Source organism: Xanthobacter autotrophicus (genome assembly GCF_005871085.1).
Taxonomy (GTDB): domain Bacteria; phylum Pseudomonadota; class Alphaproteobacteria; order Rhizobiales; family Xanthobacteraceae; genus Xanthobacter; species Xanthobacter autotrophicus.
In genome coordinates this window covers 203,875-218,246 of sequence record NZ_VAUP01000041.1, presented here as the reverse complement: position 1 = coordinate 218,246, position 14,372 = coordinate 203,875, and the positions used below count along the sequence as shown (strand labels likewise).

At 69.2% G+C, this 14,372-nt stretch carries 13 protein-coding genes; 8 read left to right on the top strand and 5 right to left on the bottom strand.

Translation table 11 applies throughout. From position 1 onward, the window contains the following. Positions 1-85: 85 nt before the first annotated feature. Together FBQ73_RS23440 and FBQ73_RS21540 are read right to left on the bottom strand one after the other, a co-directional pair. Entirely contained in the window at positions 86-469 is a 384-nt protein-coding gene (locus FBQ73_RS23440; RefSeq protein WP_138401532.1) for an AtpZ/AtpI family protein, read from the bottom strand. A 238-nt stretch (positions 470-707) separates the two neighbouring features. Further along, positions 708-4,160 (bottom strand): chromosome segregation SMC family protein, encoded by a 3,453-nt coding sequence (locus FBQ73_RS21540; protein WP_138401531.1) that lies wholly within the window; start codon positions 4,158-4,160, stop codon positions 708-710. Positions 4,161-4,659: 499 nt separating this feature from the next. Here FBQ73_RS21540 and trxA point away from each other — a divergent pair, with 499 nt between their 5' ends. Further along, positions 4,660-5,598: a thioredoxin gene (trxA, locus tag FBQ73_RS21535; protein WP_138401530.1), complete on the top strand. Its 939-nt coding sequence runs from the start codon at positions 4,660-4,662 to the stop codon at positions 5,596-5,598. A 28-nt stretch (positions 5,599-5,626) separates the two neighbouring features. Further along, the gene (locus tag FBQ73_RS21530; protein ID WP_138401529.1) at positions 5,627-6,298 is read left to right on the top strand and encodes an LON peptidase substrate-binding domain-containing protein; all 672 of its coding nucleotides are present in this window, start codon (positions 5,627-5,629) and stop codon (positions 6,296-6,298) included. A 147-nt stretch (positions 6,299-6,445) separates the two neighbouring features. On the opposite strand, the gene FBQ73_RS21525 is transcribed toward FBQ73_RS21530, so the two are convergent. Next, positions 6,446-6,793, bottom strand: coding sequence for a hypothetical protein (locus FBQ73_RS21525; protein WP_138401528.1), 348 nt, complete (start codon positions 6,791-6,793; stop codon positions 6,446-6,448). A 42-nt stretch (positions 6,794-6,835) separates the two neighbouring features. Between FBQ73_RS21525 and FBQ73_RS21520 the strand changes: the two genes are divergently transcribed. Beyond that, positions 6,836-7,957: an RluA family pseudouridine synthase gene (locus FBQ73_RS21520; protein WP_246089854.1), complete on the top strand. Its 1,122-nt coding sequence runs from the start codon at positions 6,836-6,838 to the stop codon at positions 7,955-7,957. Positions 7,958-8,095: 138 nt separating this feature from the next. After that, positions 8,096-8,998: an RNA polymerase sigma factor RpoH gene (gene rpoH, locus FBQ73_RS21515; RefSeq protein ID WP_138401526.1), complete on the top strand. Its 903-nt coding sequence runs from the start codon at positions 8,096-8,098 to the stop codon at positions 8,996-8,998. 217 nt (positions 8,999-9,215) lie between these two features. On the opposite strand, the gene FBQ73_RS23580 is transcribed toward rpoH, so the two are convergent. Together FBQ73_RS23580 and FBQ73_RS21505 are read right to left on the bottom strand one after the other, a co-directional pair. Then, on the bottom strand, positions 9,216-9,752 hold the full coding sequence (locus FBQ73_RS23580; protein WP_449353883.1) for an NMCC_0638 family (lipo)protein: 537 nt from the start codon (positions 9,750-9,752) through the stop codon (positions 9,216-9,218). A gap of 147 nt (positions 9,753-9,899) precedes the next feature. Further along, positions 9,900-11,015 (bottom strand): site-2 protease family protein, encoded by a 1,116-nt coding sequence (locus FBQ73_RS21505; RefSeq protein ID WP_138401524.1) that lies wholly within the window; start codon positions 11,013-11,015, stop codon positions 9,900-9,902. 268 nt (positions 11,016-11,283) lie between these two features. Here FBQ73_RS21505 and FBQ73_RS21500 point away from each other — a divergent pair, with 268 nt between their 5' ends. From FBQ73_RS21500 to FBQ73_RS21485, 4 genes are all read left to right on the top strand, one after another. Next, positions 11,284-11,775 carry a MarR family winged helix-turn-helix transcriptional regulator gene (locus tag FBQ73_RS21500; protein ID WP_138401523.1) on the top strand — a complete coding sequence of 164 codons (492 nt, stop codon included), beginning with the start codon at positions 11,284-11,286 and terminating at the stop codon, positions 11,773-11,775. After that, positions 11,772-13,130, top strand: coding sequence for a multidrug effflux MFS transporter (locus FBQ73_RS21495; RefSeq protein ID WP_138401522.1), 1,359 nt, complete (start codon positions 11,772-11,774; stop codon positions 13,128-13,130). The genes FBQ73_RS21500 and FBQ73_RS21495 overlap by 4 nt, the downstream gene beginning before the upstream one ends. Positions 13,131-13,254: 124 nt before the next feature. Beyond that, positions 13,255-13,689, top strand: a complete 435-nt coding sequence (locus FBQ73_RS21490; RefSeq protein ID WP_138401521.1) for a cysteine rich repeat-containing protein — start codon at positions 13,255-13,257, stop codon at positions 13,687-13,689. A gap of 14 nt (positions 13,690-13,703) precedes the next feature. Beyond that, positions 13,704-14,333 (top strand): OmpA family protein, encoded by a 630-nt coding sequence (locus tag FBQ73_RS21485; RefSeq protein WP_138401520.1) that lies wholly within the window; start codon positions 13,704-13,706, stop codon positions 14,331-14,333. The last annotated feature ends 39 nt before the right edge of the window (positions 14,334-14,372 follow it).

The following is a 14,372-nucleotide window of genomic DNA, read 5'->3' as shown; positions in this document are numbered from 1 at the left end:
CGGCCGCAAACAAAAGGCGGCATTTCGCCGCGAACAAATCATCCGGCCCCACCGCGCCTTGAAATCCTTGAAGGATTGGCGCTCGTCAGGTCCCGGTCTTGCCACGGTTCCGGCCTTCGCCGGAGGCCCGCAGCATATTGGTCACACCGGCGGCAAAGCCGAACAGCGTGAAAACGATCATGCCCCAGGGCGCGATCGAGAAAAGCCGGTCGAGGCCATAGCCGATGAGCGCGCCCACCAGTACGCCTGACACAAATTCCGCGCCCAGCCGGAAGGCGAGCGCGGCCCCCGATGAGGCCGAGGTGTCCCGCCCCTTCGGAGCGGCTGTCTCGGTCTTCGAGCGAACCTGGCCCAACGATGAGTTGAGCTTTTCGAGCCTTGCGGAAAGCTCGGTGTCACTGGGCCGGGAGCCCTCCGCCCCGCCTGGTCCTTGCTTCCTCCCATGGGAGGCATCGTCAGGTCCGGACATGGCGCAAAACCCCGGCTTCGGTGAAGGGCGTGCGGCCCTTCCCCTTGAAACCGCGGCGCACCATAGTTGCGTCAAAATTGAGTGTCAAGGCGCGCGGCGCTCATATTAAACAATTGAAACGAAAAGAAAAAATTGTGGCTGCGACATCGTGCTTCGCCACGATCGCCCGCCGCTTTCCGTTTGGGCGCCCCACCCTTCACCCGATCGATGGGGGCGCCGGTGCCCGGATGGGGCAGGGTCAGACCGCTTCCAGCAGCCGTTCGGCGCGCTGCAGGTCCACCGAGACGAGGCGCGAGATGCCCCGTTCCGCCATGGTCACGCCGAACAGCCGGTTCTGGTGGGCCATGGTGATGGGGTTGTGGGTGATGGTGAGGAAGCGGGTGTCGGTGAGCTTCGTCATCTCCTCCAGCAGGGTGCAGAAGCGCTCCACATTGGCGTCGTCGAGGGGCGCGTCCACCTCGTCGAGCACGCAGATGGGCGCGGGATTGGTCAGAAACACCGCGAAGATCAGCGCCATGGCGGTCAGCGCCTGCTCGCCGCCCGACAGCAGCGACAGGGTCTGCGGCTTTTTGCCCGGCGGCTTGGCGATGATGTCGAGGCCGGCTTCCAGCGGGTCGTCGGCCTCGGTGAGCACCAATTGAGCCTCGCCGCCGCCGAACAGGGTGTCGAACAGCTTCTTGAAATGGCCGTCCACCACCACGAAGGAGGCCTGAAGCCGTTCGCGGGCTTCCCGGTTGAGGCTGAGGATGGCGCCGCGCAGGCGCTTGATGGCCTCCACCAAATCGTCGCGCTCGCCCACCAGCTTGATGTGCTGGCCCTCGGTCTCCTCCAGTTCCACGTCGGCGCGCAGGTTCACGGCGCCGAGGCGTTCGCGGTCGCGCTTGGCCCGCTCCAGCGTCGCCTCGATGGCGGCGACGTTGGGCGCCGGCGCGTCGGGATCGATGCCCGCCTGTTCGCGGGCCAGCTCCGGCGGGCCTTCCAGAATGTCGGAGATTTCGCGCAGCAGGTCGTCGCGGCGCTGGCGGGCAGCCTCCAGCCGCGCGTCGGAGCGTGCCGCCTCGGCCCGCGAGCCGGACATGGCCTCCAGCGCATCGCGGGCGGCGCGGTCGGCGGCGGCAAGGGCCGCCTCGCCCTCGGCGAGGTGATCGGCAGCGTCGCGGCGGGCCCCTTCCGCCGCCTCCAGTGCGTTCATAAGCGCCCGGCGGCGGCGGATGAATTCGGACGGGGCGTCTTCCAGCGCGTCCAGCTCGGTCCTGGCCTCGGCCTCGCGGGCGGCGACGGCGGCGAGGCGGTCGCCGGCCCCGCCGGCGCGCTGCCGCCACGAGCGCTCCTCGCCGATGATGGCCTCCAGCCGGCGCTGGCGCTGGGTATTGTCCCGGCGCACCGCGTCCAGCCGGGCTCGGGCTTCCGACACGGCGGCGCGGCGCTCGGCGGTTTCGGCGCGGGCGCGGGCCATCTCGGCTTCCAGGATCTGCGGGGTGTCGAGGGCGATAAGCTCGCCCTGCGCCTCCTCCATGCGCGCCTCCCCCTCCTCGCGCACCGAGGCCAGGCGGGTGCGCGCCTCGGCCAGCGCCGAGAGGCGGGCGAGGTGCTGGGCGGCGCGGCGCTCGGCCGCTTCCAGCGCGGAGCGGCTCGCCTCGGCGGCGCGCTGGGCGGCGCGGCGGGCCTCGCGGGAGGTGTTCTCGGCCTCCGCCGCGTGGCGAAGCGCGCTGTCGCGGTCGGCGAGGGCGGCGCGGATCTCGTCCAGATGGGCCTCGGCCACCGCGGCCTCGGCCTCGATGTCGGTGAGGCGGTTGCGCTCGGCAAGGCGGCGGGCGGCGGCGGTGGGGGCATCCGCCGCCGCGACCACCCCATCCCAGCGCCAGAGGTCGCCCTCCACCGAGACGAGGCGCTGCCCGGCCTTGAGGCGGGGAACGAGCCCCGCCCCCAGCGCGCGCGGAACGATGCCCACCTGCGCCAGCCGGCGGGTGAGGGCCGGTGCGCCGGAAACGAAGCGGGACAAGGGCTCGGCCCCGTCCGGCAGGGCCGGGTCGGCGGGGTCGGCGGGAGCGCCCGCCCAGCGCGCCGGGGCGGCGGCATCCACCGGTAGGTCGAGGTCGTCCCCCAGCGCCGCGCCCAAGGCGGTCTCATAGCCCTTGGCGACGGAGACGAGGTCGGCCACCGGCGGGAAGCGATGGTCGGTGGATTGCAGCAGCTTCGCGAGGGTGCGCGCCTCGGTGTCGAGGCGGCCGAAACGCGATTGCGCCTCCGACAGGGCCGGGCGCAGTTCCTCCATGGCGCGGCGGGCGGCCTGATGGGCGGCCTCGGCCTCGATACTGGATTCTTCAGCCTCGGCGAGGGCGTCGCGTGCGGCTTCCGCCTCCATGCGGATGCCCTCCAGCGCCTCGGTGCCGGCCTGCTGCTTCAGGCGGGACTCTTCCGCCTCCACCGAGGCGCGCTCGGCGGCGTTGCGTACCAGCCGGTCACGGATCTCGCGCACCGCCTGCTCCAGGCTGGCCCGCCGCGCGCCGAGGTCGGCAAAATGCGCGGTCTTCTCCTCCAGCGCTCGCTCGGCCTCTTCCAGGTGGGCGGCGGCTTCCTCCAGCCGGTCGGCGGCGATGGCCTCCAGCTCCGCCGCCTCCTCCTGCTCGAAGCGCAGGGTCTCGGCCTCGGTGGCGAGGCGCTCCAGCACGCCTTCGGCGTCGGCGGAGAGGGCCCGCTCGCGCTCGGTATCCTGGGCGAGCTGGATCAGGCGGCGCTCCAGCTCGTCCTTGCGGGCGGAAAGCCGGGCCTCCTCGGCATCCAGCTCCGAGCGGGCATGGGTGAGGCGCTGGAGCGCGGCGGCCGCCTCCGCCTCCTTCTGCCGCAGGGCGGGGAGGGCGTGGGCGGCCAGCGCCTGAAGGCGCGCCGCCTCGGCCTGCATGCGGGTGTGCTCGGCGCCGTCGCGGTGGGCGGCTTCCACCGCCTGCTCGGCCTCGGTGAGCGCGCGGGTGACCTCGCCCCAGCGCAGCCACAGCAGCGTGGCCTCGCATTGTCGGATCTCGGCGGCCAGCGCCTTGTAGCGCACGGTCTGGCGCGACTGGCGGCGCAGGCTCTCCACCTGCCCGCCGAGCTGGGTGATGACATCTTCCAGCCGCAGCAGGTTCTGCTCGGCGGCCTTCAGGCGGGTCTCGGCCTCGTGGCGGCGGGCGTGGAGGCCGGCGACGCCGGCGGCTTCCTCCAGGATGCGGCGCCGCGCATTGGGCTTGGCGCCGACGATCTCGCCGATCTGCCCCTGCCGCACCAAAGCCGGGGAGCGTGCGCCGGTGGAGGCGTCGGCGAAGATGAGCTGCACGTCGCGGGCGCGCACGTCCTTGCCGTTGATGCGGTAACTGGATCCTTGCCCGCGCTCGATGCGGCGGACGATCTCCAGCTGGTCCCATTCGTTGAAGGCGGCGGGGGCGGTGCGGTCGGAATTGTCGAGGCTGAGCACCACCTCGGCGGAATTGCGCGCCGGCCGCCCCGTGGTGCCGGAGAAGATGACATCCTCCATGTCGTTGGCGCGCATGGCCTTGTACGAGCTTTCGCCCATGACCCAGCGCAGCGCCTCGACGAGGTTGGACTTGCCGCATCCGTTCGGCCCCACGACGCCAGTGAGGCCGGGCTCGATCAGGAGATCGGTCGGCTCGACGAAGGTCTTGAAGCCCACGAGCCGCAGGCGGTCGAACTTCATGCGATCGCGCGCGTCCGGAGGGGCGAAAGGGGGGAGGGGGTCATCAGCGCAGGGTGTGCCAGCCTTTGGAGGGTTTGGTCAAATCAGCGTGCCCCCCCTTGGGGACCCACGCAAGCCTCGGTGGAGCAACGATCCACAGAGGGGCGCGGGTGGGACGGCTTGTGCCCGAGACGGCGCACGATGCAAGGTTGTACCGGCGGGCCGCCTTAACTTGCCGGGCCGAAAGCGCTAGAAGTCGGGTCTCATGCCGACGGCTCCGGTCTGCGACCGGAGCCGAGAGGGCTTCGCCCCGCAACTCGGGTGTTCCCGAGTTGCGGATTTTAAGACCGGTTCCGGCAAAAGCCGGAGCCGAGCGCCGCGCGGGCTGAACCAAACAGCGGTGAGTGAGGCTCATCGCTGTTTGGTAAAATGCCGATTGCAAGCGCGCGGCGAACGCCCATCTATGGGCTGTCCGCCCCGGCCAAGCCGGGCGGGCTGACGATTTCGGGGATTGCGACACATGCTGTTGAACCAGGCGGGCGCCAAGGGCGCGGGAGCAGGCGCGAGCACGAGCGCCGGCAACGGGGCGGCCGGCGGCGACATCATCGATACCACCACCCAGACCTTCATGGCCGAGGTGATGGAGGAATCCAAGCGCCGCCCGGTGCTGGTGGATTTCTGGGCGCCGTGGTGCGGGCCGTGCAAGACCCTGACCCCGGTGATCGAGAAGGTGGTGAAGGCCGCCAAGGGCAAGGTGCGCCTCGCCAAGCTCAACATCGATGATCACCCGGTGATCCCCGGCAAGCTCGGCATCCAGTCCGTGCCCACCGTCTATGCCTTCGTGAACGGCCAGCCGGTGGACGGCTTCCAGGGCGCGCTGCCGGAGGGTCAGGTGAAGGCCTTCATCGATCGTCTCATCGGTCCCGCCGATGACGGCCTTGAGGAAGCGCTGGCCGCCGCTGACGGGGCGCTGGCCCAGGGCGACCTCACCGCCGCCGCCGAGATCTTCGTGGGCGTGCTGGGCGAGGAGCCGGACAATCTCAAGGCCCTTACCGGGCTCGTGCGGACCCAGGTGGCCGCCGGCGCGCTGGAGCAGGCCAAGGCGACGCTTGCAATGGTACCGGCCGACAAGCAGAACGACCCGCTGGTGAACGCCGCCCGTGCCGCGCTGGACGTGGCCGAGCAGGCCGCCGCCCTCGGCGACCTCGCGACGCTCGAAGCCAAGCTGGACCTCGACCCCTCTGACCATCAGGCCCGCTTCGACCTCGCCTTGGCGCTGAACGGCAAGGGCCGGCGCGAGCAGGCGCTGATCCATCTCCTCGATATCGTGAAGCGCGACCGCGCGTGGAACGAGGATGCGGCCCGCAAGCAGCTGGTGCAGCTGTTCGAGGCGTGGGGCCCCACCGATCCGCTCACCATTTCAGGCCGTAAGAAATTGTCGGCGATCATGTTCGCCTGACGGGCGTTGTTTTTAAGGATTTTTCGTCTTGGCTGCCAATCGCACCTATCTGTCGCCGACGGAGATTCCGCCGGTGATCCCGGTTTTTCCGCTCACCGGCGCGCTGCTGCTGCCGCGGGCCGACCTGCCGCTCAACATCTTCGAGCCGCGTTATCTCGCCATGGTGGACGACGCGCTCGCCGGGGGCCGTCTCATCGGAATGGTGCAGCCCGACGAGGCGGCGCCAGTCTCGGCGCGTGGTCCCGGCGTGTACAAGGTGGGTTGCCTCGGCCGCCTCACCCAGTTCAGCGAGACCGGGGACGGCCGCTATCTCATCACGCTCACCGGCATCTGCCGCTTCCGCATCGTGGAAGAGCTGGATACCACCACGCCCTACCGCCAATTCAAGGTCGATGCCCTCCCGTTCGCCCATGATTTCGAGGCGGAGGCCGGCGAAGCGGCGGTGGACCGCGATGCGCTGCTGTCGGCGCTGGCGGCGTTTCTCGACGCCAACAAGCTGGAGGCGGACTGGGACGGCATCCGCGAGGCCGGCACCGAGACGCTGGTGAACGCTTTGTCGGTAATGTCGCCCTATGGCGCGCTGGAGAAGCAGGCGCTGCTGGAGGCGGAGAATCTGAAGGCCCGCGCCGACATGCTGGTGGCCATCACCCAGATGATGCTGGCCCGCATGCCCGGCGACGGCGAAGGCTCGCTGCAATAGGGGCGGGCTGTCGGGCGAAGAGCGCCGCGCGTCGGCGCCGATTGAAAAGCCGCCTTCGCCTTCACTCATGGATGCCGAAGGCGGGCGCGGACCTGTTACCGCCACAAACGTGATGAACTGGTGCGCGTGAAGCGCGCCGGCGTCGGCTCACGGCTCTTCGGCGAACCTCAGGCGGCCGGCGGGGGCGAGGGTGCGGGCGTCGAAGGTGCGGATCTCGACGGCGCCGCCCACGTCGAGGGTCAGTACCACCACGTCGCCGGAAACGGCGGTGGCGGTGATCTTGGCGCCCTTGGGCAGAAGCGCGGTCATTTCGCCGGTCGCGATGGGCTTTGCCCGTATCATGCGATAGCCGATGACGCCGAAGACCGCGGCCACCCCCAGCACCATGACCAGCATGGACAGGCTGGAGAAACGGCGAAACCGCTGGATGATGCGCTCCTGCTCCGGGGTCAGCGCCTCTTCCGGGGTCTCGGTGGGGGATGGGCGATGAAACATGAAGGGGCCGTGGCTCCTGACGGATCGAGAATGGACGCGACCATGACCCAGGCCCAAGTGAACCAGGCCGAGATGAACCAGGCCGAGACCGGCCTAGAGGACCTGGACGAGGGCTTCACCCTCACGGTCCAGATCGCGGCGGAAGACGCCGGCGACCGGCTGGATCGTGTCCTGGCGCGCCGGTTGGCGCTTGAGGCTCCGGAACTCAGCCGCACCCGCATCCAGCGTCTCGTAACGGAAGGCCGGGTCTCGGTCAGCGGGCGTGTGGTAGGGGACGCGGCGGGCCGGGTCAATGCCGCTGATGTCTATACCCTGTTCCTGCCGCCCCCCGAGGCGGCCGAGCCGGTGGCGGAGAACCTGCCGCTCACCATCGTGTTCGAGGATGCCCATCTCGTGGTCGTCGACAAGCCGGCCGGGCTGGTAGTGCATCCGGCGCCAGGCCACGCCTCCGGCACGCTGGTGAATGCGCTCCTGTACCATTGCGGCGACAGCCTCTCCGGCATCGGCGGGGTGCGCCGGCCGGGCATCGTCCACCGCATCGACAAGGACACCTCCGGCCTGCTGGTGGTGGCGAAGTCCGACGTGGCCCACAAGGGCCTCGCCGCCCAGTTCGCCGACCATGGCCGCACCGGGCCGTTGGATCGGGCCTATCTCGCCTTCGTCTGGGGGGTGCCCGAGGCGCATGGTACGGTGGACGCACCCATCGACAGGCATCCCAGCCACCGCCAGAAGATGGCGGTGCGCCTCTCCGGGCGGGAAGCCATCACCCATTGGGAGGTGCAGGAGGCCTTTGTCGGCCACGGCCGCACCAACCTGCGCAACAAGGGCCAGGTGAAGGGCGAGGTGAAGATGGAGGAGGGGGTGGCCAGCCTCATTGAATGCCAGCTGGAGACCGGGCGCACCCACCAGATCCGCGTCCACATGGCTCATGTGGGCCATCCGCTGCTGGGGGACGAGGTCTATGGCCAGGGCTTCCGCACCAAGGAAACGCTGCTGCCGGAGGCCGCCCGCGAACACCTCGCGCGCCTCGGCCGGCAGGCGCTGCATGCGGCCCGGCTCGGCTTCGCCCATCCGGTGACGGGGGAGACGTTGTCGTTCGAAAGCCCGTTGCCGGAAGACCTTGCCGCCCTCGCCGAGGTTCTGGGCGGGCGTGCATCCGCGTAAATTTCTCTCTCATCGACGTGAGAGGATGAAACCTATCCGCATTCCGCTCGTATCTATATCATGATGCGTCGCGGTCGGCGTCATGCGGCCGCTGAGGCGGTCGCCCGGACGGGGGCCGCGGGAGAAGGAGGCCTCGTCATGGCCCAGCCGAAGTCCATGTCCATTCCGTCCGCCGAAGGCGGGCTCTCCCGGTATCTCGAAGAGATCCGGCGGTTCCCCATGCTGGAGCCGCAGGAGGAATATATGCTCGCCAAAAGCTGGCGCGAGCACGGGGACCGCGATGCCGCGCACCGGCTGGTGACGAGCCACCTGCGCCTCGTGGCGAAGATCGCCATGGGCTACCGCGGCTATGGGCTTCCCATCTCCGAAGTGATTTCCGAGGGCAATGTGGGCCTCATGCAGGCGGTGAAGCGGTTCGAGCCCGAGAAGGGCTTCCGCCTCGCCACCTATGCCATGTGGTGGATCCGCGCCTCCATCCAGGAATATATCCTGCGCTCGTGGAGCCTCGTGAAGATGGGCACCACGGCGGCGCAGAAGAAGCTGTTCTTCAACCTGCGCAAGGCCAAGAGCCAGATTTCCGCGCTGGAAGACGGCGACCTGCGCCCCGAGCACGTGAAGCAGATCGCCACCAAGCTCGGCGTCACCGAGCAGGACGTGGTGGACATGAACCGCCGCCTCTCCGGCGACGCCTCCCTGAATTCCCCCATCCGCGAGGATTCCGAGGGCGGGGAGTGGCAGGACTGGCTGGTGGACGAGCGCCTCGACCAGGAGGAGCAGCTCGCCGAGAGCGAGGAACTGGACAACCGCCGCGCCGCGCTGTCCGGCGCCCTCTCGGTGCTGAACGACCGCGAGCGCCGCATTTTCGAGGCCCGCCGTCTCTCCGAGGACCCCATGACCCTGGAGGACCTCGCCTCCGAGTTCGGCGTCTCCCGCGAGCGGGTGCGCCAGATCGAGGTGCGCGCCTTCGAGAAGGTGCAGAAGGCGGTCATGGACAAGGTCCGCCAGGCCGAGGCTCCCACGGCGGAAGCGGTGGGGGCGTGAGGTCGTGGGCGCCTGACGGGCGTGGGCGGACGGCATTCGCGCGGAACGTCGAAACGGACAGCGGGATGCAGCGTCCGTTTTTTCGTGCCCGCCGGGCGAGGCATGTTGCCTCGGCTCAGGCGGAAGCCTTCAGCAGCGGTGCCGTCGGCGGCGAAGGTGTTCGACACGCTCTTTTGGCGACGATCCCCTGAGGGGCAGGTTCCCGCTCTCGCCGCCCCTACTCTGGCTTGCGCGAAAGCGTAATGGCCACATGAAACGCCCTGCCGGGATCGTTTCCGGTGCTTGCCACGATGAAGAACGGGCGACCTGCGAAGGCAAATTCGTAGGTGCGGCTTGTCAGGCCATCCCTTTTCCGCTCCTCAGAGAGGTGTGCCTTGAGGCCGGCCCGTTCGAGGGTCGACTGAAGCAGCGGGTCCACCCGTGTGATGTCCGCATTCTCTGCGAATACGCTGCAAACGCCAACGTCTTCGGAGATCAACGCCATGCGGGTGATCTTGTTCGACGCATCGAAGCCCACGCCCTCGCTGTTGCGCATGAACACGGCACTCGCCTCAGCGCTGAGCGGGGGAACGTTGTGGGAGGCAAGGAACTGACGCACCCGGGTCGGGTTCCCGAGGTGCCGGAGGCAAGCCTGGGAAAACAGGCCCACCGCTTGATCTGCGCTGTCGGATTGAGGCTGTTGCGATTGCGCGGATGCGACGCCGATCAACCACGCTGTGAGCGCGAGGATTGCCCGCGGTCGGTTCCCAGCCATTGCCCTGCACTCCAGATTTGGTATTCTGCTGCATTACAATTTTAGAGGGTGCCATGGCAAGGCGAGCGCCCGCCTCGCCGAGGTTACGGAGGATAGGACGGCAACCGGGGATGCCCGGGTCTATCCACATTCAGGTACCGTTTGCCTTCAGGAGCCCTGTGCCGCCGGCCGCTCGCCGCGCGCCACATGCAGCATCATCAGCTCGCCCACGTTCTCCGGCGTCAGCAGGCCGACCAGCCTGCCGGCCTCATCCACCACGCCCACGGCCGGGACCTGGGCGGAGGTGATCAGCTTGAGCGCCGCATCGAGCTTCGAGCGGGCCTCCACCACCGGAATGTCGGCCTGCATCACCTCGATCACGGCGGTCTGCGGCCCCTGGTCCTTCATGGCGCGGATCATGGCGTCGCGGGTGAGCACGCCGCGCAGGTGGCCGGCGCCGTCCACCACCGGGAATTCCTTCTGGGTGGAGCGGATGAGGGCGTCGGCGGCGTCGTCCACGGTGGATTGCGGCCCCAGCGTTTCGAAATGGGTGATCATGGCGTCCGACACCAGCAGGCCGCGCGAGGCTTCCTTCAGCTGCACCTGACCGGCCTCGCCGGACGCGGCGAGGAACACGAACACGCCGATGATCATCAGCATGGGATTGGTGAAGATGCCCAGAAGCCCCATGCCGATGGCGAGGCCCTGACCAATGGAGGCGGCGGTGGCGGTGGCCTTGGCATGGCCCATCCTCATGGCGAGCAGCGCCCGCAGCACCCGTCCCCCGTCCATGGGAAAGGCGGGGATGAGGTTGAACACCACCAGGAAGATGTTGGCGCCGGCCAGCTTCACGAGGATGGAGGTGCGTGGATCCTCGATCTTGGCGAGGCTGTCCGCCGTGAGGTCGGTGCCGCCGAGGGTGGCGCTCAGGATGACGAGCAGCACCAGCGCGATCACCACATTCACCAGCGGCCCGGCGATGGCCACCACCAGCTCCTGCGCCGGATTCTCCGGAATCCGTTCCAGATTGGCGATGCCGCCGAACGGCCACAGGGTGATGTCCGGGGTCTTCACCCCGTAGCGGCGGGCGGCGAAGACGTGACCCAGCTCGTGCAGCAGCACGCAGGCGAACAGCAGCGCCACGAATAGCACGCCTTCCCAAGCGGCGGAGGCGCCCCCCGACCGGTAATAGGCCGCCCAGATCCACACCAGGAACAGCAGGAACGTGACGTGGATGCGGATCGCGGTCTCGCCGAGCCGGCCGACGGTGAGGGACCAGGGCATGGGAATCTCCTTGTGCGCCGCGCCGGGTGGGCGGCGGCGCGGGGGGACAACGGTCTGCTTCGGTCTAGACCGGGAAGGGCGCAGGTACACGTGCAAAGCGCAGAATCGGGGGCGCGCGGGCGGAAAGCACCAGTGGGCCGGCGCGGCAGGGCTCGCCGCGTGGTCCCGCCCCCTCCGCCGGGCGCGGACTTCGCTCCGCGGTCGGCGTTCGCGTCGACCATCCCTCGCTCTTGATAGTAAGGATTATTTACTATATTGCTCCCTTATTATGACTGCTCCCGCCTCCGCCTGCCCCCCCGCCCGCCCTGCGCCCAGCGAGCCACCCCTCGGTTTCGTCCTGGTGGATGCGGCGCGGCTGTATCGCGCGCGCATCGACCGCGCGTTCGAGGGCACCGGCCTCGGCCTCACCGCCGGGGAGGCGCGCACGCTGGCCTATGTGGATTTCCATCCGGGCCTCAGGCAATCGGCGCTGGCCGAGAAGATGAATGTGGAGCCCATGACTTTGGTGGGTTTCCTCGACCGGCTTGAGGCCGCCGGCCTCGTCACGCGCGAAGCCGACCCCAAGGACCGCCGCGCCAAGATCGTGACGGTCACGCCCGAGGCGACACCTTGCCTTGCCGGCGTGCTTGCGGCGGCGGCGGACGCGCGCCGGGAGGCCACCTGCGGCTTCTCGGAGGCCGAGCAGGCGCTGCTGCGGGATCTTCTCGTCCGGCTGCGCGACAATCTCGCGCGGGAGCATCGTTCAAGGGACGAGAAATGACGGTCGTCCGCCCCGGCACGTCGCCGGCGCCGGCCGCCGGGGGGGCCGCCGCGCCGCTCATGAGTGAGCGGGAAGTGTCGGTCATCGGCGGACTTATGGTGATGCTGGGGCCCATCAGCCTCGCCATGTACACACCGGCCCTGCCGACGCTGGTCGCGGTCTTCGGCACCAGCATCGCCACGGTGAAGCTCACCCTCACCGTGTTCTTCATGGGCTTTGCCTTTTCCCAGCTGGTCTGCGGGCCGCTGTCGGACGGCTACGGGCGGCGCCCGGTGGCTTTGGGCTTCTTCGGCATCTATCTCGCCGGCAGTGTCGTCGCCATGCTGGCGCCCACCATCGGCTGGCTGATCGCCGGGCGCGCCTTGCAGGGCATCGGCTGCGCCGCCGGCATTGCTTTGTCCCGCGCGCTGGTGCGCGACCAATATACCGGCCAGGCGTCGGCGCGGGTGATGAACCTCATCGGTACCATGCTGGCCATCGGCCCTGCGGTTTCACCCACCCTGGGCGGGCTCATTCTCGGCACCGCGGGCTGGCACGTGATCTTCATCGCCATGGCGGCCTATGGCCTCGTGCTGGTGGCGGTCCTCGCCTTCCGGGTGCCGGAGACCAACCTGAGGCCGGACCGCGCGCTGGCTTCCCCACGCGGGGTGGCCACCAGCTATCGCCGCCTCCTCACCGACCGCCTGTTCATGCGCGCGGCGCTCACCGCCGGCCTCAGCCTCGGCGGCATCTACACCCTGTCGGCGCTGCTGCCCTTCATCCTCATCGAGCGGGTGGGGCTCTCGCCCACCGGCTTCGGCCTCGCCATGCTGATGCAGACCGGCGCCTTCATGTCCGGCACCCTCATCGCCCGGCCGCTGTTGAAGCGTCACAGCGCCCACGCCCTGATCCTGCCCGGCCTGCTGCTGGTGCTCGCCGGCGCCATGGGGCTGGGGTTCGGCCCGTTCGTGCTGCCGCTGACCACCGCCAGCGTCATGCTGCCCATCTCGCTCTGGGCCTGCGGCATCGCCCTGATTCTTCCCGGCTGCACCACTGCCGGCCTCGCGGGATTCGCGCCCATCGCGGGGGCGGCCTCGGCACTGATGGGCTTCCTGCAGATCGGCAGCGGCTTCCTCGGTACCTCGCTGTCGGTGCTGTTTCCCTCGCCGCTGGCCGCCATGGTGACGCTGCTGCCGGCCTTTGCCGTCACGGCCGCCAGCGCCCACCTGCTGCTGGCGCCGCGCCGGGAGCCCGCCCTGGCCGCGGGGGCCGCCGGCGTGGAAGCCGCCGATCTGGAACTGGCCGCCGATCCGCTGGGCGTGGTGGGCGCCGCCGGCGACGAAATCGAGGTCGGAACCTACAAAAAGCCCTTCTGAAGCAGAGGTTGCGGCCACACGATACCGTTCGCGCCACAGAGGCGATGTCACAGGTTGACCCCGGCCGATCGGCGATGGTCAATGCCGGCGCGCCCGGAGCATCGGGCTGCTGGGGGGATATCGTATGAGATTTGCGGGACTAGCTCTGGCCGCCGTGCTGGCGCTTGCCGGGGGGCAGCTTGCCGTGGGACCGGCCAAGGCCCAGACCGTCAGCTACGCGCAGGCGGCCGGCCTCCTCGCGCAGCATTGCGGCGGGGACATCATGAAGCACTGCCGTGGCCTCAACCTCGGCAACAATGCCGTCGGCAATTGCCTGGCCCAGAACGCCGCGCAGCTGACGCCGGCCTGCGCTGCCAACCATGCCGGAATCCGCGAGATGACCGAGGCGCGGGCCGCGGCGCAGAAGCAGGTCTACAAGACCTGCGACCGCGACGCCGCCCAGTTCTGCCCCGGCCTCGTGCCCGGCGACGGCAACATCGTTTCATGCCTGCTGGAGGCGTCCAAGGTGGTGAGCGCCACCTGCACGGCCTCGCTCGTCAATGCCGGCTACGGCCAGTGAAGGGAGGGCTCAGCATGACCATGTTCCGTTACGCCAAAACCCGCCTTGGCGCGGCCCTGCTCCTCGCCGGCACCGCCGTGGTTCCCGCGCTCGTGGGCGTGCAGCCCGCTGCGGCCCAGGTGTTCACCCCCAACGCCCAGATCGTCCAGGGGCTGCAAACCTCCGTGGATGATGTGCCGCAGGTGTCGGCCGAGGCCCTGCGCGGCCTCGCCCAGGCGCACATGAAGTATACCGGTCCGCCGGAAAGCCGCCCGCCGCTGGCGGTCCAGCTCGACCAGCTGGCCCAGATCAACGTGGAGATCGTGTTCGACCTCAACTCCGCGATGATCAAGCCGGAATCCTACCGCACCCTCGGTTCCATCGCGGACGCCATGCACAATCCGGTGCTGCTCGGCTACAAGTTCCTGGTGGTCGGCAACACCGATGCCACCGGCACCCGCGAGCTCAACATGAAGCTCAGCCAGGAGCGCTCGGACGCCGTGGTCGAGGCGCTCTCCACGACCTTCCGGGTGGACCCGCGCCGGCTCCAGTCCGTGGGTCTCGGCGAGGAGGCGCTTCAGGATCCCAAGCATCCCGACGCAGCCATCAATCGCCGGGTGCAGATCTTCAACGTCGGCCGCGCCGGCGCGCTCGCGCAGCAGTAACGGTCCGATCCTGAAAACAGCGCCGCCGCCCGGACCAAG